Raw genomic sequence first — 17,952 nt, forward strand, 5'->3', positions numbered from 1 at the left:
ATTTGTCTAATTTGATCATAGTTGAGTCACCAACGAAGATAAAAACAATTAAGCGTTATCTTAGCGATGATTATGAAGTCGTGGCTTCAAAGGGTCATGTCCGTGACCTGCCAAAATCAAAGCTGGGCGTCGATATAGATAATAATTTTGAACCTAAATATGTCAACATAAAAGACAAAGAGGGCGTTATAAAAGATATAAAAAAACTTGCAAAGAAAAGCGACCATGTTTATCTTGCAGGAGACCCTGACCGAGAGGGAGAAGCCATTTCATGGCATCTTGCATTGCTTTTGGGTCTTGACCTGAATGATAAAAACCGAGTAACTTTCAACGAACTTACTGAAACTGGTATCAAAGCTGGAATGAGCCACCCACGTTCTATTGATATAAACCTTGTTAATGCACAGCAGGCAAGACGTATCCTTGACAGACTTGTGGGCTATAAGCTTTCACCTTTTCTTTGGAGAAAGATAAGAAAAGGACTTTCAGCGGGCAGAGTTCAGTCTGTCGCAGTTAAAATGATATGCGACAGAGAAAACGAGATAAGGGCATTTGTATCTCAGGAATATTGGTCCATTGACGGAAAATTTTCTGCAAACGGTGAAAGAAAGACCTTTGCCGCAAAGCTTAATACAGTTGACGGAGAAAAGCCAGAGTTGAAAAATAAAGAGCAGGCTGACGAGATACTGAAAAGACTTGAGGGTGCCGAGTTTGTTATCGACAAGGTAAAAAAGAGCGTTCACAGAAAATCTCCTGCCGCACCATTCACCACCTCGACTTTACAGCAGGAAGCGTCAAGACGTCTCAGCTTTCAGGCGAGAAGAACGATGAAAACCGCTCAGGAGCTTTATGAGGGTGTTGAGATAAACGATATGGGTCAGACAGGTCTTATCACCTATATGCGTACCGACAGCCTTAGAATTTCTGATGAAGCAAGAGCAGCGGCATATGATTTTATCAGAAAAAAATATGGCGATAAGTATATCCCTGACACACCGAAAAAATATAAAACTAAGGGCAACGCTCAGGACGCTCACGAAGCCATCCGACCAACACACCCAGAGGTAACACCTGATATGGTAAAGGCAAGCGGAGTGACGAGTGACCAGTACAAGCTTTATAAACTCATTTGGGAGAGATTTATAGCTTCTCAGATGTCAAACTGCCTTATGGACACTGTTTCTGTTGATATCTCTGCAAACGGTTGTAACTTCAAGGCAACAGGCTATTCTGTAAAGTTCGACGGATTTACTGTTCTTTATGAAGAGGCTAAAGACGATGAGGGCGAAAAGAAAAACGTGCTTCCTCCAATAAAATCCGGTGACTCAATAAAGGTGCGTAACCTTGAGGAAAATCAGCATTTCACTCAGCCACCTGCAAGATACACAGAAGCGACCCTCGTAAAGGCGTTTGAGGAAACAGGCATCGGCAGACCTTCGACTTATGTTCCAACTATTACAACCATAATAAACAGGAATTATGTTGAGCGTGACGGAAAACAGCTTAAGCCGACTTCGCTTGGCGAAGTAACAAACCAGCTTATGAGCGAGCACTTTGATAAAATAGTTGATGTTAAGTTTACTGCAAACATGGAGAAATCTCTTGACGAAGTGGAAAATGGCAAGAAAAGTTGGGTAAAAACTTTGCAGGATTTTTATAGTGATTTTGACGAGGAATTGACTGAAGCCGAGGAAGCCATGGACGGGAAGCGTATCAAAGTGCCTGACGAAGAAACAGATCAGGTGTGCGAGCTTTGCGGCAAACCTATGGTAATAAAGATAGGCAGATATGGCAAATTTATGGCTTGCTCAGGTTTTCCTGAGTGCAAGAATACCAAGAAAATAGTTCAAGAAACAGGCGGAATTTGCCCTTACTGCGGAAAGAAAGTGCTTCTCAAAAAGTCTAAAAAGGGCAAAAAGTATTACGGCTGTGAGGACAATCCTGAGTGCAAGTTCATGACATGGGACGTTCCTACCGAAGAGAAATGCCCTAAGTGTGGCAGTACGCTTTTCCAGAAAGGCGGAAAGAACGGAATACTCATTTGCCATAAGCCTGATTGCGGATATGAAAGGAATTTATCTAATGGCGGTTAAGGTAATAGGTGCAGGACTTGCAGGCTGTGAAGCTGCGTGGCAGTTAGCCCAAGCAGGGATAGACGTTGAGCTTTATGAAATGAAGCCGAAAAAGTTTACGCCCGCCCATAAATATAAGGGCTTTGCAGAGCTTGTCTGCTCAAATTCATTGAAAGCGGACAGAATAGATTCAGCCGCAGGTATGCTAAAAGAGGAAATGCGCAGGCTTGGCTCTGTCACAATGGAATGTGCAGCTGAAACTAAGGTATCAGCAGGTGGAGCACTTGCTGTTGACAGGGAAAAGTTTTCCGATATGGTCACGGCAAAGATAATGGAAAATCCTCACATCACTGTTATCGAGGAGGAAGTCACAGATATACCTGATGGCGATGTTATAATCGCAACAGGTCCTCTTACAAGCGATGGGCTTGCAGAGAGTATCGGCAAAATATGCGGTGATTATCTGTATTTTCATGATGCCGCCGCACCTATCGTCACATATGAAAGTCTTGATAAGGATAAGGTGTTTTTTGCTTCGAGATACGGCAAGGGTGAGGCTGATTATATAAACTGCCCTATGAATAAGGAAGAATATCTCAGGTTCTATAATGAACTTATCAATGCGGAATCCGCTCCGCTCCATGATTTTGATAAGGAGCATTTTTCAAAGGACGGGTTCAAGGTGTATGAAGGCTGTATGCCGGTTGAGGTCCTTGCCAAAAGAGGAGAGGACACAATGCGTTTCGGTCCGCTGAAACCTGTGGGTTTGACAGACCCACGAACAGGAAACAGACCTTATGCCATCGTTCAGCTTCGTGCAGAGAACGCAGAGGGAAGTCTGTATAACCTTGTGGGCTTTCAGACAAACCTTAAATTTGGTGAGCAGAAAAGAGTATTTTCTCTTATCACAGGACTTGAAAATGCAGAATTTATACGCTATGGAGTTATGCATAGAAACACTTTCATCAATTCGCCTAAGCTCTTAAATCCGCAGTTTAATATGCGAGATAGAGAAAACCTTTATTTTGCAGGTCAAATGACAGGCGTTGAGGGATATATCGAATCGGCGGCAAGCGGAATTTTTGTAGGGTTAAGCATGGCAAGACGTTTGCAGGGCAAGCCTGCGGTTACCTTGCCTGATACCACAATGCTGGGTGCGCTTTCAAAGTATATAAGCGATTCTACTGTGGAGAAGTTCCAGCCTATGGGATGTAATATGGGTATCCTGCCTGAGCTGCCTGAACGTATAAGAGATAAGAAACTGAAATATAAGATGATAGCTGAAAGGGGTCTTGCAGACCTTGACAAGGCTATTGAGGAATTTTAAGGAGAATGTTATGAACATAGTAATTGACGCTTTCGGCGGAGATAACGCACCTCTCGAAGTCATAAAAGGTTCAATTGACGCACAGAAAGATTTCGGTGTTGACGTTACTCTTGTTGGTGATGAAGAAAAAATAAAAAAATGTGCACAGGAAAACGGACTTGATATCACAGCTTTACATATCAAGCATGCTGATACTGTTATCGAGATATGCGAAGAGCCTACAGAAGTAATCAAGGGCAAGAAGGATTGTTCAATGGCTGTGGGCATGAAAATGCTTGCAGACGGCGAGGGCGACGCTTTCGTTTCAGCTGGCTCAACAGGCGCACTTGTAGTTGGAGCAACGTTTATCGTAAAGAGAATAAAGGGCATCAAAAGACCAGCTCTTGCAACAATACTTCCTACGGCAACGACGCCTACGATGCTTCTTGACAGCGGTGCAAACGCAGACTGCCGCCCTGAAATGCTTACTCAGTTTGGAATAATGGGTTCGGCTTATATGAACAAGATACTTGGTGTTGAGTCACCAAGAGTAGGTCTTGCAAATATTGGTGCCGAGGAATCAAAGGGCAGAGAGCTGGAGCTTGAAACTTACAAGCAGTTGAAAAACGCACCTGTAAACTTTGTTGGAAATATCGAAGCAAGACAGCTTCCTATGGGCGATTGTGACGTATGCGTGGCTGACGGCTTCTGCGGAAACCTTATGCTCAAGCTTTACGAGGGCATGGCAAAATTCTTCTCAGGGGAGCTTAAAACGCTTCTGACTAAGGATACAAAGTCAAAGATCGCTGCTCTTATGGTAATGAAGAACGTTAAAGAATTCAAGAAAAAGGTAGACTACTCTGAGTATGGCGGAGCGCCTCTACTTGGTACTGCAAAGCCTGTTATCAAGGCACATGGCTCATCAAATGCAAGAGCATTCTATAACGCTATCAGACAAGCAAAACAATTTACTGAAACTAATGTGATAGACGAGATCACAACTGCTATCGAGCAGTTGAAAAGCAAACAGGAGATGTTATAATGGACGAGCAAAAGGCTCTTAAAGAGTTTCAGGAAAGAATAGGTTATCAATTCAAAGACGAAAAGCTCCTTTACGAAGCTCTTTCCCATTCATCATTTGCAAATGAAAACAAGAAGGCAAGAAACAGCAATGAAAGGCTTGAATTTCTTGGAGATTCAGTGCTTTCTATAGTTGTGTCAGATCACATTTTCGAGCATTACAAGCATATGCCTGAGGGCGAGCTGACAAAAATGAGAGCTTCACTTGTGTGCGAAAAAGCACTGTTTGAGTTCTCAAAGAAAATAGAACTTGGAAAGTATATTTTCCTTGGAAAAGGCGAAGAGATAACAGGCGGCAGAGAAAGACCGTCAATTATTTCAGACGCTTTTGAAGCAGTTATCGCTGCAATTTATCTTGACGGTGGTATCGAGCCTGTTTCAAAATATATACTTTCATTCATACCTGAAAATATCACGCCTGATGGAGTTGTTTTCCATGATTACAAGACTATTCTTCAGGAGATAATCCAGAAAAATCCTGAGGAGAGAATAGAATATCACCTTAAAGGCGAGTCAGGTCCTGACCATAATAAGAAATTTACTGTTCAGGTACTTTTGAATACGAATGTTATCGGCGAGGGTACAGGCAGATCGAAAAAGACCGCTGAACAGTTGGCGGCTAAAGAAGCATTGGAACTAATGGGCTATGGGGCACAGTAATATATCTGTCTTCGTGCCGCATATAGGCTGTCCGCATATGTGTGCGTTCTGCAATCAGCGCACCATAACTGGTACAGAGAAGATACCGCACGCTGATGATGTTAAGCGTATCTGCACACAGGCAATGAACGAAGTCAAGGACGTTTCACAGACGGAGATAGCCTTTTTCGGAGGTAGCTTTACAGCAGTGCCGAGAGAATATATGCTCGAACTTCTTGGTGCAGCACAGGAGTTTATAGGCAACGACAAATTCAAGGGTATCAGGATATCCACCAGACCTGACTATATCAGCACTGAGATACTTGACATTCTCAGAGATAATCATGTTACGGCTATCGAGCTTGGCGCACAGTCTATGTCAGATGTTGTTCTTAAAGCCAACGAGCGTGGACATACTGTTCAGGACGTCGAAAACGCTGCAAAGCTTATAAAAAGCTATGGTTGCTTTGACCTTGGTCTGCAAATGATGATAGGACTTTATAAAAGCAACCGTGAAACTGAGCTGGAAACTTGGTCGAAGATAGCGGCGCTGTCTCCTAAAACAGTACGTATTTATCCCGTTGTTATCCTTAATGGTACAAGGCTCGGCGAGCTTTACAAAAGTGGCGAATATAAGCCTATGGATTTTGACGAGGTAGTGAAAATCTGTTCTTATTTTCTCACAGAAGCCGATAAACTTGGTATAGATGTTATAAAGCTTGGTTTGCACGCAAGCGAGGTCGTGGAGGAGCAAATGTTGGGCGGATTTTATCACCCTGCATTCCGTGAACTTTGCGAAGGCAGAAATTACCGCAGGCTTATAGCAGAGGAGCTTGGAAAGCATGGCAATATAAGCGATATAGCTTCCGTTGTGATATCTGTACCGAAAAGGCAGATAAGCAAGGCAATAGGTCAGAAAAAAGCTAATATAGAATATTTCAAAGATCTTGGTGTCAATATAAAAATTGTAGGTCACGAGGGCAGCGATAAAATAAAGATAAACGAAATCATAATGAGGGGTGGTGAAAAATAATGTATCTTAAATCACTTGAATTGCAGGGCTTTAAGTCTTTTCCAGATAAAATAGAGCTGAAATTCAATAAGGGTATCACCGCAGTTGTCGGTCCTAACGGCTCAGGCAAGAGTAATATCGGTGACGCTATGCGCTGGGTAATGGGCGAGCAATCTTCCAAAGCCCTGAGAGGTGAAAAAATGGCAGGCGTTATTTTTCACGGCACTCAAACTAGACCAAAAGCGCCTTTTGCTCAGGTAACTATCACCATAGACAACGAGGACGGTGCACTTGAATATGACAGCGACACCGTGTCAGTATCACGAAAGCTTTACCGCAATGGCGACAGCTTTTACATGATAAACGGCAAAGAAGTAAATTTAAAGGATATCGTGGAACTGTTTATGGACACCGGTCTTGGCAGGGACGGTTATTCGATAATCGGTCAGGGCAGGATAGCAGATATCGTAAACGGAAAATCCAATGACCGCCGTGAGATATTTGAAGAAGCGGCAGGCATTTCAAAATTCCGTTCAAAGAAAAAAGAAGCCGAAAAAAAGCTTGTGGCGGCTGAGGATAATCTCTCTCGTATCAATGACATCATGGGAGAGATAGAAGGACGAATAGGTCCGCTTAAAGCGCAGGCTGAAAAGGCGGAGAAGTTCAGAGTCCTTGATGAAGAAAAAAGAAAGCTGGAAGTCTCCGTATGGGTGCATAAGCTCAACGAGTATATGAGCCAAATAGCAGGTTATGAGGAGAAACTTTCTGCTGTAAAAAAAGAGTACGAGGTCATCACGCAGGAGCTTGAAAGCATTGAAGATGATATAAATGACAGCTTTGCAAAGAGCGCTGAAAAATCTGAGCTTGCTGACAGCTACAAAAATCAGATACATCAGGTGGAGCTTGAAAACTCTCAGGCACTGTCAAAGATCGCAGTATATGAGAATGATATTTCTCACCTTGAAGATAATATTTTGAAGCTTAAAGAGCAGATAAGTGAGTCCAACTCATCAAAATACTATCTTGAGGCTGAGCTGAAAACACGCAGACAGGAGCTTGAAGAACTCGACGAGAAAAAAGCAAAGCAGCAGGAAGCTGTAGAGTGTAAGGAAAAAGAGCTTTCTGAGCTTATTGATAAAACTGCATTATCTGACAAGTCGGTAAGTGAAGCTGGAAGCTTTATAAATGAGCTTTACATGAAAAAGTCGGAAGTTTCATTCAGACTTGAAAATGCTAAAAACAACCTTTCGGATATTGATGAGCAGATCGAAAATTCTCTTGAAAGAAAAAAACAGCTTGAAGAACATTCAAAACTTTCTTCAAAGGAATTAAAGGAACTGCGTGAATCAAAAGGCAAAGCTGACGAAAACAAGCAGGAGCTTACAAACCGCATGAGCGGACTTGCAAAGCTTCTTGAAACTAGAAACACAAAGCTTTCAGAATGTCGCAAAAATCTCACAGATACGGAAATACAGCTCCGTGACGTTGAGAACAGGATAAAGACTATAGCCGACCTTGAAAACTCCATGGAGGGCTTTCAGTTCAGCGTAAAGCACATAATGAAAGCCTCACAGCAGGGTAGGATAAGCGGCATTTGCGGTACTGTTTCTCAGCTTATATCTGTTGAAACAAAATACTCTGTAGCCATTGAAACTGCGTTGGGTGGGGCACTTCAGAACATTGTCGTAAACAATGAGGACTCTGCTAAGAGAGGTATCAGGCTTCTGAAAGAGAACAGAGCAGGCCGTGCAACATTTCTGCCTGTTACATCAGTTCGAGGAAACAGGCTAAATATGCCGCAACTTGAAAATGAGGACGGCTTTGTGGCTCTAGGCTGTGAGCTTGTTAAGTATGACAGCCAGTTTGAGGGCGTAATCAACAGCCTTTTAGGCAGGATATGTATAGCAGAGGATATCGACAGTGCAACCCTTATCGCAAAGAAATACGGCTATAAATTCCGCATCGTTACCCTGGACGGACAGGTGATAAACGCGGGCGGCTCATTCACAGGAGGAAGCGTTTCCAAACAGACAGGTCTGCTTACAAGAAAAAATGAAGCGGAAGCACTTGCTAAAAAGAAAACTGCACTTGAAAACTCCTTTACAGAGCTTAAACAGCAGGTTGAGAAGCTAAATCAAGAGGTTTCAAAATACACCGCTGATACCGAGGGATTAAGGGAAAAGCTTTCACAGGTAAACAGCGATATACTCCGTTTTGAAATGGAAATAAAGCGTGTTTCAGAGTATTATTCTGATTATGAAAACAAGCTTGATGAGATAGAAACATTTATCGAAACGCTGAAAAATAAATACAAGATAGTAAGTGGAGATATCGACAAGGCTCAGACAGAACTTTCAGAAATCGAAGCTGAGATATCTGATAATGAAGCCAAGCTTGCCGACTCTCAAAACGAGCAGGCAGAACTTAAAAATAAGCGTGAACAGCTCAGCGAAGAGCTTTCGCAAATGAAGATAATGGCGGCAGAATTATCCAAAGACCTTGATGCCTGCAAGCTTTCAATATCACAGCTTGAAGAAACTATCGGCGACAGTGATACTGACAGCGGCAAGTTGAACGATAATATCTCCGAGTGTGAAAAGAAAATAGCCGAGAAGAAAGAGCTTATTTTTCAGACCAAGCAGGAACTCAGCGGCGCTGACGAAAAGATAGCCGCTGCACAGAAAATGGCGGAGCAGGCTCAACGTGAGCATATTGAGCTTGACAATGCAGCAAACAAACTTCGCACCAAGCAGAAGCACAAAATGGACGAGAAGGAAACACTTTCAGGTCAGATTACAAGAGCGGAGGAACAGAAAAAATCTGTTACTGCAGGCTTTGATAAGCTTGTGGCACAGCTTTGGGACGATTATGAGCTTACAAGAAGCGACGCTGCAGAGATAGCCGAGGATATTGTGGATATAACGGTAGCTAATAGGCGACTCAACGAACTTCGTGGAAAGATAAGAAATCTTGGAAGCGTAAACCTTGGAGCTATAGAGGAATATGCAGAAGTGTCACAGCGACACGAATTTATCACAGGTCAGCTTAATGACGTAAATACGTCAAAAACAGAACTTGAAAAACTTATCGAGGATCTGACAGAAAATATGAAGAATATGTTCACCGACAGCTTTGAACGTATAAATGCGAACTTCAAGAAAATATTCACCGAGCTTTTTGGTGGTGGTCAGTGCGAGCTTATTCTCACAGACCCAAACAATGTACTTGAATGTGGTATTGAGATAAACGTTCAGCCGCCAGGCAAGGTCATAACAAACCTTATGTCCCTTTCAGGCGGAGAGCAGGCTCTGGTGGCTATTGCAATATATTTTGCGATACTGAAAATTTCGCCATCACCTTTCTGTCTTCTCGATGAGATAGAAGCGGCACTTGATGATGTGAACGTAAGTAAATATGCACAATATCTGCACCACCTTACAGATAAAACACAGTTTATCACCATTACTCACAGACGTGGAACAATGGAAGAGGCTGACGTTCTGTATGGCGTAACGATGCAAGAAAAGGGTGTTTCCAAGCTTCTTAAAATGGACGTTTCGGAAACACGTCAAATGAAACTTGAATAGGAGTGAAGAAATGGGATTTTTTGAAAAGCTGAAAAATGGTCTTAAAAAGACTAAAGACTCAATGATGGGCAGAATAGAAAGTCTGCTCCATTCATTCAGCAAAATAGATGAAGATCTTTTTGAGGAGCTTGAAGAAACGCTTATCCTCTGCGATATCGGTGTTACAACTTCTGAAAAGATATGCGATAAGCTCAGACAGAAAGTCAAGCAGGAGGGCGTTAAAGAGCCTGAAAAAATCAAGGATATGCTTAAAGAGATAATCACAGAAATGCTCGGTGAGGATCAGAAGCTCGATATGTCAACAACACCGTCAGTTATACTGGTTATCGGAGTAAACGGTGTTGGCAAAACAACAACTATCGGCAAGCTTGCTTATCAGCTTCATAAACAAGGCAAAAAGGTTATCGTTGCGGCGGCTGATACTTTCAGAGCGGCTGCTATTGACCAGCTCGAAGTGTGGACAGAACGTGCAGGGGTAGACATAATCAAGCACAACGAAGGTTCAGACCCTGCTTCCGTGGTATTTGACGCACTGGCGGCGGCTAAGGCAAGACAGGCTGACGTTGTTATATGCGATACGGCAGGTCGTCTTCACAATAAGAAAAACCTTATGGACGAGCTGAAAAAGATATCCCGTATAGTTCACCAGCAGGCAGAGGGCTGCGCTCTCGAAGTCCTGCTTGCGCTTGACGCTACAACGGGACAGAACGCAGTTAATCAGGCAAGACAGTTCAACGAAGTAGCTGATATAACGGGTATTATTCTTACCAAGCTTGACGGCACAGCCAAGGGTGGAATAATTATCAGCATAACCGACGATCTGCAAGTGCCTGTAAAGCTTGTTACAGTAGGCGAAAAAATAGACGACATACAGCCGTTTTCAGCAAGAGATTTTGTTGAAGCGCTGTTTGAATAATAGAATATTGGATTAGACACTTAAAAGTATAAAATCAGGGGGAATTTTTTATGGATAAGGTTTTGTTTGTAGTTGATATGCAGGAAATGTATGTAGGAAGGGGCAGAGATAAGACCACATACTCATATGATGCCGACGCACTTATTGACGCTATAAACAAGCGTATCTCTGCTTATAAAGCTGAGGAGGTCTTTTATATCGTCAGCTACAAAAAGGGACTTTTGGGTGGAGGAATGCCCAAAGAGGGAACACCTGCGGCTAGCTTTCCAGCAAAGCTGAAAGTTGTATCCAAAAATATTTATTCCAAAAGCAAGCCAGATGCTTTTTCAAACGTTGCTCTTGAAGATTTTATGAGAGCAAGGAATGTGAAAGAGATTGAATTTGTAGGTGTTGATGGTGGCATCTCCGTTATCAACACTGCAATAGGTGCTATTGAATGTGGAATGAAAGTTGTTTTCAACGAAGAATGTATCGGTACAGTTTTCAAAGATAAGGCAAACAAATGCCGTGAAAAATTAAAGAAAAATAAGGTAACTTATATACACAGCTAAAGGAGAAAAAATGAAACTTGTTATTGCAAGCAACAATAAAGGCAAGATAAGAGAATATAAACAGATTCTTGAGCCGCTTGGTTATGAGGTGTTCTCGCAATCAGAGGCAGGTCTGATACTTGATGTTGAGGAAACAGGCACTACTTTTGCTGAAAACTCTGCACTAAAAGCAAGAGCTGCATTCAAGCTTTGCGGCTGTGCTGTACTTGCAGACGACAGCGGTCTTGAGATAGACGCCCTGGATGGTGAGCCTGGAGTATATTCAGCAAGATATGGCGGACTCGAAACTGATGATGAGCGTACCGCTCTTGTGCTAAAAAAAATGAAAGAAATACCTGATGATAAAAGGGGAGCACACTTTACCTGTACAATACACTTTATCAAAGCAGACGGTGAAGAGATAGCCGTTGAGGGAAAAGTATTCGGTAAGATAGCTCACGAGCCTGTTGGCGAAAACGGCTTCGGCTATGACCCTATTTTCATGTATGGGAACAAGAGCTTTGCTCAGGTGGACTCAGAAACAAAGAATACCGTTTCCCATAGAGCAAACGCACTGAAAGCTTTGCTTGAACAGCTCACAAAGCAGTAAACTGAAAGGATTTAGATTATGATTACAACTAAACAAAGAGCAGAACTCAAAGGTATGGCTTCGCTTATACAGCCTGCTTTTCAGATAGGCAAGGGCGGAGTTAATGACGCTCAGGTTGCACAGATAGACGATTATCTAAGAGTTCACGAGCTTGTAAAAATAAAGGTGCTTGACAACTCAATGTACACCGCAAGGGAAGCCGCAGAGGAGATCGCTGAAAAGATATCTGCTGAAGTCGTTCAGGTAATAGGCTCAAAGGCGGTACTTTATAAACGCAATGAGAAGCAGCCTGTTATAAAATTAAAGTCAAAGTAATGAAAATAGGTGTTTTCGGCGGCACGTTCAATCCTGTTCACTTAGGGCATTTAAATTGCCTTAAAAGCGTAGCGGAGCAGGCGAGTCTTGACAAGATGATCGTCATGCCTGACAGAATACCTCCACATAAGCAAGCGGAGGACTTAGCTTCCTCTGAGGATAGGTTGAATATGTGCAGACTTGCTTTTGCAGATATCCCATGTGTGGAAATATCCGATTGGGAACTTAAGCAAGAGGGCAAAAGCTATTCAGTGATAACACTCAGACATCTAAAAGAAATATATCCACATGATAAGCTGTTTTTTATAATGGGCAGCGATATGTTGCTTTCATTTGAAGAATGGTATCAGTATAAGGAGATATTATCACTTTCGGCACTTATCTGCGTTGCACGCTCGCATGAGGACATTGACCACATAGAGGTGAAAGCCAAACAGCTCAAAGCCGAGGGTGGAGAGATAATCATAGTAAAAACCGACCCATTTGAGGTGTCTTCAACTGAGATACGTCAAATGCTCAAAAAAAATGTTGATTGCTCTTGCTATTTGAGTGAAAATGTTGTACAATATATAGTGGACAAAAATTTGTATAACCGAGGTTTTCTAAGTGGCAGATAAAAAAACAATAGGCATTTATAAAGCATACCTAAAAGAACATTTATCAAAAAAGAGATACACACACTCTATGAACGTGGCAAATTCCGCTGTGGAGCTTGCAAAAAGATATGGTGCTGACGCAGACAAGGCTTATATTGCAGGACTTTTGCATGATGTTGCAAAAGAGATACCAGCATTGGAGCTTGCGGCTATAGTTTCTAAATCTTCACTTGATGTGTGCGATATAGAGAAAAAGGCTGTTCCGCTGTTTCACGGTATTGCAGGGGCAGAGCTTGTGCAGACGCTTTTTGATATCCATGATCCTGAGATAATCTCAGCTATACGCTATCATACAGTTGCCTGTGGCAATATGCCCAAGCTTAGCCAAATAGTATATCTTGCAGACCTTATTTCTGCGGACAGGGATTATAAAGACGTAAAGAAAATGAGAAAGTATGCCGAACAAAGCTTGGAGAAAGCAATGTTTGAGGCTTTGAAATTCTCAATAAAAGACTCAGTGGAAAAGGGTAACACTATCCCTGTTTCCACACTTGAAGCATATAATGATTTTGCCGATAATTCAAAATAAAGGAGATTTTTATGGATAATATTTCACAGAATGAAAAGCTGTCAACTATTGTTAAAGCTCTTGATTCAAAAAGAGCAGAGGACATCAGGATAATAGAGATCGGTGACCTGACTATAGTTGCGGATTATTTTGTTATAGCAAATGGTACTTCAAGCACTCAGACAAAGGCACTTGCAGAAGAAGTTGAGTTCAAAATGAGCCAGCTTGGCATTGAACCTAACAGAACAGAGGGCTATCAGGGTGCAACTTGGGTCGTACTTGATTACGGTGATATCATAGTTCATGTTTTCTATAAGGAAACAAGAGATCATTACAATCTTGAAAGACTATGGTCTGACGGCAAGGATATCGACGTAAAGCAGTTCTTACCAGACGAGCCACAGGATTAATTTTGACAATTATAATTTAACAAAGGATTGATAAAGATGAAAGAATACAATTTTTCGGCCATAGAAAGCAAATGGCAGAAATACTGGGACGAGCATAAGACCTTTGAGGCAAGCAATGACTTTTCTAAGAAGAAATTTTACGGACTTGTAGAGTTCCCATATCCGTCAGGTCACGGTATGCACGTTGGACACATCAAGGCTTATTCCGGTCTAGAAGTTGTAAGCCGTAAAAGACGTATGCAGGGCTATAATGTTCTTTTCCCTATAGGTTTTGACGCTTACGGTCTGCCTACAGAGAACACAGCTATCAAAACAGGTGTTCACCCAAGAAAGGTAACTGACGACAACATTAAGAAGTTCACGGGGCAGCTCAAAAGAGTAGGTTTTTCATTCGATTGGTCAAGAGTTATTGATACGACAGACGAAAACTACTATAAGTGGACACAGTGGATATTCCTTAAAATGTTTGAGAATGGTCTTGTATTCAGAGATAAGACCCTCGTAAATTATTGCCCAAGCTGTAAGGTCGTTCTTTCAAATGAGGATTCACAGGGCGGTCACTGCGATGTTTGCCACAGCGAGATAGTTCAGAAAACTAAAGAAGTATGGTATCTGAGGATCACAGAATACGCTGACAAGCTTCTTCAGGGACTTGAAGAAGTTGACTATCTGCCTAACATCAAACTCCAGCAGCAGAATTGGATAGGAAAATCAACAGGTGCATTTGTAAACTTCAAGATCAAAGAGCAGGACGAGCAGCTCAAGATCTACACTACACGTCCTGACACACTTTACGGCGTTACATTCATGGTAATCGCTCCTGAACATCCTATCATCCAGAAATACAGAAATAGTATTGCAAACATTGCTGACCTTGACGCTTATAAGACAGAGTGTGCAAAGAAGAGCGAATTTGAGAGAACTCAGCTCGTTAAGGATAAAACAGGCGTTAAGATAGACGGTCTGACAGCTATCAATCCTATCACAGGCAAAGAGATACCTATCTACATCTCAGATTATGTTATGATGGGATACGGCACAGGCGCTATCATGGCTGTGCCTGCTCACGATACAAGGGACTATGATTTTGCAAAGAAGTTCGGCATTGACATAATCGAAGTCATCAAGGGCGGCGACATTTCTAAGGAAGCCTACATAGGCGACGGCGAAATGGTCAACTCAGGTGAGCTTAACGGCATAACAAACAAAAAAGAAGCTATTGAAAAGATGCTTACTGTTCTTGAAAAACTGGGCTGCGGTGAAAAGGGCGTTCAGTATAAGATGAAAGACTGGGCTTTCAATCGTCAGAGATATTGGGGCGAGCCTATCCCGATAGTACATTGCCCTCACTGCGGAATGGTCGCTGTGCCATATGATGAGCTTCCACTTAAATTGCCACCGGTAGAGAACTTTGAGCCTGGTACAGACGGCGAAAGCCCTCTGGCTAAGATAGACTCTTTCGTACACTGCAAATGTCCTAAGTGTGGCTGTGACGCTAAGAGAGAAACAGATACAATGCCACAGTGGGCTGGTTCTTCATGGTACTTCCTGCGTTATTGCGATCCTAACAACAATGACGAGTTTGCTTCACAGGAAGCACTGAAATATTGGATGCCTGTTGATTGGTATAACGGTGGTATGGAGCACGTTACACGTCATATGATCTATTCACGTTTCTGGCACAAGTTCCTCTACGACCTCGGTCTTGTACCAACTTCAGAGCCTTATGCAAAAAGAACAGCTCAGGGTCTTATCCTTGGACCTGACGGTGAGAAGATGAGTAAGTCAAGAGGAAACGTTGTTGACCCTAACGATGTTGTTGACGAATACGGTGCAGATGTTCTCAGACTTTATGTTCTGTTCATGGGTGACTATGAAAAGGCAGCTCCATGGAGCGAGAGCAGTGTTAAGGGCTGTAAGAGATTTGTGGACAGAATTTGGGCTTTGCAAGATAAGGTAGTTGACAGCGACGAGTACAGCGACAAGCTGAGATCGCTCATGCACAAGACTATCAAGAAGGTATCCGATGATATCGAGTCAATGAAGTTCAATACTGCTATTGCCGCAATGATGACGCTTCTTAATGAGATATATAACGTTGGCTCTATCACAAAGAAAGAGTTCAGAGATCTTCTTATCATACTCAATCCTTTTGCACCTCATGTTACAGAAGAACTTTATCAGATGATCGGTTGCGAGGGAGTTCTTGACGAGCAGGAGTGGGTAACATATGATGAAGCACTCTGCAAAGACGATACTATCGAGATCGTTTGTCAGATAAACGGCAAGGTAAAATCCAAGCTCACAATACATACAGACGCAGCTAAGGACGACGTTATCGCACTTGCTAAGGCTGACGAAGCTATCGTTAAGGCAACGGAAGGCAAAAATATAGTCAAGGAAATCTATGTTCCTAACAAGCTTGTAAATCTGGTTGTAAAGTAAGCGAAAATTTCCTCAGAAAAATCAAAAAAAGAGCCAGAAAGCTATTGACATTTTGGTGGAAATATAGTATAATTAAATTTGTAATTATATCGGTTTTATAAATTCCGCAGATTAAAGACAGAGCGGTCCGAAAGAGTAGGACTGGGGGAACGTAAAGCGTTTCAGTTTGCTTTTGCAGACACCTTCACTATCACCGTTGATTTTCGGAAATTCCGATAGAATTGCCTCTGTCACAGGTGGCAAAGGGAGGGAATAATTTTGGCAGAAATCCGTGTTGGAAAGAACGAAACTTTGGATACAGCACTTAAGCGTTTCAAGAGATCATGTGCAAGAGACGGCGTTATCGCAGAGGTTCGTAAAAGAGAACACTACGAAAAGCCTTCGGTAAAGCGTAAGAAGAAGTCCGAAGCTGCTCGTAAGCGTAAATACTAATATGTAATTAAAGGCGGGCATTTTTATGTCCGCTTTTTATTTTATACTACAGGAGTTTTTTTATGTTCAAACCAACTTATGTTTTTGACAAGGTAGGAGAGATAACCCCCGATTTTCTTGCTAAAAAGCATATCAAGGGGCTGCTCCTCGATCTTGATAATACGCTGACAACACATAACAATCCCGTTCCCCCGCAGTCGAGTCTTGATTGGCTTGCTAAGATGAAAGCGGCAGGGATAAAGCTTATGATCGTTTCAAACAATCATGCTCCAAGGGTAAAGCCTTTTGCAGAGCAGTTGGAGCTTGACTTTGTACCTGAAGGTAAAAAACCGCTGACCTTTGGATATACCAAAGCTATAGCTAAGCTGGGGCTTAATAAGAAAAATGTTGCGGCTGTGGGTGATCAGATATTCACTGACGTGCTTGGCTCAAATCTGAAAGGTATACGCTCCATATTCGTGTTCCCAATAGAGCCTGAAACGAGCTTGCCATTTCGATTTAAAAGAGCCTGTGAAAAGCCGTTTTTACCAAAGCTCAAATAGCATAAAACGAAAGGAATGATACTAATGTCGGCAAAATTCGGACCTGCGGGAAACAGCGAGGCTTTTTCCATTAAATATAAAACAACACTTCAAGCTCCGGGATATCTCGAAGTAATGGGGCTTGACCACTATGAATATCAGTGTGGAAGGGGAGTTAAGGTCTCCGATAAAATAGCTTTTGCCTTGAAAGATAAGGCAAAAGAGCATAATATCACGCTTTCGCTCCATGCGCCGTATTTTATTTCGCTTTCAAGCCTTGAAGCTGAAAAGCGTGACAACAGCATAAATTATATTCTGCAATCCTGTGACGCTGCAAGCAGAATGGGTGCTGATAGAATAGTTATCCATTCAGGAAGTTGTGCGAAAATAAGTAGAGAGGACGCTTTGGAACTTGCTAAAGATACTCTCACAAGGGCAAGAAAAACAGCTGTTGAGCAGGGCTTTGAGCATATCGTCTTTTGCCCTGAAACTATGGGTAAGGTAAATCAGCTTGGTAACTTAACAGAAGTGCTGGAGCTTTGCAAGCTTGATGATACGTTCCTTCCGACAATAGATTTCGGACATCTCAACGCAAGAGAGTTCGGCTATATAAAAGGTAAGGCAGAGTATGAGAAAATGCTTGATGAAGTGGAAAATGCTATCGGTCACGACAGGCTGAAAATATTCCACAGCCATTTTTCTAAGATAATGTTTACAAATCCAGGCGGCGAGAAAAAGCACCTGACTTTTGACGATAATCAAGGCTTTGGACCTGACTATGAGCCGCTTATGGAGATAGTCGCAAAGAAAGATCTTTCGCCTATATTCGTCTGTGAAAGTGCAGGCACTCAGGACAAAGACGCACTGACAATGAAGAATTATTATTTGTCGGTGAAATAAAGATAGGAGAGTA

The 17,952-nt window shown here is 42.3% G+C and carries 17 protein-coding genes; all 17 read left to right on the plus strand.

Going from position 1 to position 17,952, the window contains the following annotated elements:
* Nucleotides 1-2 precede the first annotated feature (2 nt).
* Nucleotides 3-2,093, plus strand: a complete 2,091-nt coding sequence (gene topA / locus RBI_RS06930; protein WP_038671950.1) for a type I DNA topoisomerase — start codon at nucleotides 3-5, stop codon at nucleotides 2,091-2,093.
* Nucleotides 2,083-3,399 carry a methylenetetrahydrofolate--tRNA-(uracil(54)-C(5))-methyltransferase (FADH(2)-oxidizing) TrmFO gene (gene trmFO / locus RBI_RS06935; RefSeq protein WP_051706590.1) on the plus strand — a complete coding sequence of 439 codons (1,317 nt, stop codon included), beginning with the start codon at nucleotides 2,083-2,085 and terminating at the stop codon, nucleotides 3,397-3,399. Before topA ends, trmFO begins: the two co-directional genes overlap by 11 nt.
* 10 nt (nucleotides 3,400-3,409) lie before the next feature.
* Nucleotides 3,410-4,420: a phosphate acyltransferase PlsX gene (gene plsX / locus RBI_RS06940; protein ID WP_022286873.1), complete on the plus strand. Its 1,011-nt coding sequence runs from the start codon at nucleotides 3,410-3,412 to the stop codon at nucleotides 4,418-4,420.
* Nucleotides 4,420-5,118: a ribonuclease III gene (rnc, locus tag RBI_RS06945; protein ID WP_022286874.1), complete on the plus strand. Its 699-nt coding sequence runs from the start codon at nucleotides 4,420-4,422 to the stop codon at nucleotides 5,116-5,118. The genes plsX and rnc overlap by 1 nt, the downstream gene beginning before the upstream one ends.
* A complete protein-coding gene (locus tag RBI_RS06950; RefSeq protein WP_038671954.1) occupies nucleotides 5,105-6,130 on the plus strand; it encodes an elongator complex protein 3 in 1,026 nt (341 codons plus the stop codon). The genes rnc and RBI_RS06950 overlap by 14 nt, the downstream gene beginning before the upstream one ends.
* Nucleotides 6,130-9,696 (plus strand): chromosome segregation protein SMC, encoded by a 3,567-nt coding sequence (gene smc / locus RBI_RS06955; protein WP_038671956.1) that lies wholly within the window; start codon nucleotides 6,130-6,132, stop codon nucleotides 9,694-9,696. The genes RBI_RS06950 and smc overlap by 1 nt, the downstream gene beginning before the upstream one ends.
* A gap of 10 nt (nucleotides 9,697-9,706) precedes the next feature.
* Entirely contained in the window at nucleotides 9,707-10,612 is a 906-nt protein-coding gene (gene ftsY / locus RBI_RS06960) for a signal recognition particle-docking protein FtsY (protein ID WP_038671958.1), read from the plus strand.
* 50 nt (nucleotides 10,613-10,662) lie between these two features.
* Nucleotides 10,663-11,163, plus strand: a complete 501-nt coding sequence (locus RBI_RS06965; protein ID WP_038671960.1) for an isochorismatase family protein — start codon at nucleotides 10,663-10,665, stop codon at nucleotides 11,161-11,163.
* 10 nt (nucleotides 11,164-11,173) lie between these two features.
* Nucleotides 11,174-11,752 (plus strand): RdgB/HAM1 family non-canonical purine NTP pyrophosphatase, encoded by a 579-nt coding sequence (gene rdgB / locus RBI_RS06970; protein ID WP_022286879.1) that lies wholly within the window; start codon nucleotides 11,174-11,176, stop codon nucleotides 11,750-11,752.
* 18 nt (nucleotides 11,753-11,770) lie between these two features.
* Nucleotides 11,771-12,067: a YhbY family RNA-binding protein gene (locus tag RBI_RS06975; RefSeq protein WP_022286880.1), complete on the plus strand. Its 297-nt coding sequence runs from the start codon at nucleotides 11,771-11,773 to the stop codon at nucleotides 12,065-12,067.
* Nucleotides 12,067-12,684, plus strand: coding sequence for a nicotinate (nicotinamide) nucleotide adenylyltransferase (gene nadD, locus RBI_RS06980; protein WP_022286881.1), 618 nt, complete (start codon nucleotides 12,067-12,069; stop codon nucleotides 12,682-12,684). Before RBI_RS06975 ends, nadD begins: the two co-directional genes overlap by 1 nt.
* The gene (gene yqeK, locus RBI_RS06985) at nucleotides 12,674-13,252 is read left to right on the plus strand and encodes a bis(5'-nucleosyl)-tetraphosphatase (symmetrical) YqeK (RefSeq protein ID WP_022286882.1); all 579 of its coding nucleotides are present in this window, start codon (nucleotides 12,674-12,676) and stop codon (nucleotides 13,250-13,252) included. The genes nadD and yqeK overlap by 11 nt, the downstream gene beginning before the upstream one ends.
* 11 nt (nucleotides 13,253-13,263) lie before the next feature.
* A complete protein-coding gene (gene rsfS / locus RBI_RS06990; RefSeq protein ID WP_117857270.1) occupies nucleotides 13,264-13,641 on the plus strand; it encodes a ribosome silencing factor in 378 nt (125 codons plus the stop codon).
* A gap of 36 nt (nucleotides 13,642-13,677) precedes the next feature.
* A complete protein-coding gene (leuS, locus tag RBI_RS06995; protein ID WP_038671962.1) occupies nucleotides 13,678-16,086 on the plus strand; it encodes a leucine--tRNA ligase in 2,409 nt (802 codons plus the stop codon).
* A gap of 258 nt (nucleotides 16,087-16,344) precedes the next feature.
* Nucleotides 16,345-16,518: a 30S ribosomal protein S21 gene (gene rpsU, locus RBI_RS07000; protein ID WP_002847085.1), complete on the plus strand. Its 174-nt coding sequence runs from the start codon at nucleotides 16,345-16,347 to the stop codon at nucleotides 16,516-16,518.
* A gap of 62 nt (nucleotides 16,519-16,580) precedes the next feature.
* On the plus strand, nucleotides 16,581-17,060 hold the full coding sequence (locus tag RBI_RS07005) for a YqeG family HAD IIIA-type phosphatase (RefSeq protein WP_038671965.1): 480 nt from the start codon (nucleotides 16,581-16,583) through the stop codon (nucleotides 17,058-17,060).
* Between the two features lie 24 nt (nucleotides 17,061-17,084).
* The gene (locus tag RBI_RS07010) at nucleotides 17,085-17,939 is read left to right on the plus strand and encodes a TIM barrel protein (protein ID WP_038671967.1); all 855 of its coding nucleotides are present in this window, start codon (nucleotides 17,085-17,087) and stop codon (nucleotides 17,937-17,939) included.
* The last annotated feature ends 13 nt before the right edge of the window (nucleotides 17,940-17,952 follow it).

Source organism: Ruminococcus bicirculans (ex Wegman et al. 2014) (assembly GCF_000723465.1).
Taxonomy (GTDB): Bacteria; Bacillota; Clostridia; order Oscillospirales; family Ruminococcaceae; genus Hominimerdicola; species Hominimerdicola aceti.

Coding starts and splice junctions, on each gene's coding strand:
- trmFO (WP_051706590.1), top strand. CDS start 2,083: ATGGCGGTTAAGGTAATAGGTGCAGGACTTGCAGGCTGTGAAGCTGCG.
- RBI_RS07005 (WP_038671965.1), top strand. CDS start 16,581: ATGTTCAAACCAACTTATGTTTTTGACAAGGTAGGAGAGATAACCCCC.
- plsX (WP_022286873.1), top strand. CDS start 3,410: ATGAACATAGTAATTGACGCTTTCGGCGGAGATAACGCACCTCTCGAA.
- leuS (WP_038671962.1), top strand. CDS start 13,678: ATGAAAGAATACAATTTTTCGGCCATAGAAAGCAAATGGCAGAAATAC.
- rdgB (WP_022286879.1), top strand. CDS start 11,174: ATGAAACTTGTTATTGCAAGCAACAATAAAGGCAAGATAAGAGAATAT.
- rnc (WP_022286874.1), top strand. CDS start 4,420: ATGGACGAGCAAAAGGCTCTTAAAGAGTTTCAGGAAAGAATAGGTTAT.
- nadD (WP_022286881.1), top strand. CDS start 12,067: ATGAAAATAGGTGTTTTCGGCGGCACGTTCAATCCTGTTCACTTAGGG.
- rsfS (WP_117857270.1), top strand. CDS start 13,264: ATGGATAATATTTCACAGAATGAAAAGCTGTCAACTATTGTTAAAGCT.
- RBI_RS07010 (WP_038671967.1), top strand. CDS start 17,085: ATGTCGGCAAAATTCGGACCTGCGGGAAACAGCGAGGCTTTTTCCATT.
- smc (WP_038671956.1), top strand. CDS start 6,130: ATGTATCTTAAATCACTTGAATTGCAGGGCTTTAAGTCTTTTCCAGAT.
- RBI_RS06975 (WP_022286880.1), top strand. CDS start 11,771: ATGATTACAACTAAACAAAGAGCAGAACTCAAAGGTATGGCTTCGCTT.
- ftsY (WP_038671958.1), top strand. CDS start 9,707: ATGGGATTTTTTGAAAAGCTGAAAAATGGTCTTAAAAAGACTAAAGAC.
- RBI_RS06950 (WP_038671954.1), top strand. CDS start 5,105: ATGGGGCACAGTAATATATCTGTCTTCGTGCCGCATATAGGCTGTCCG.
- RBI_RS06965 (WP_038671960.1), top strand. CDS start 10,663: ATGGATAAGGTTTTGTTTGTAGTTGATATGCAGGAAATGTATGTAGGA.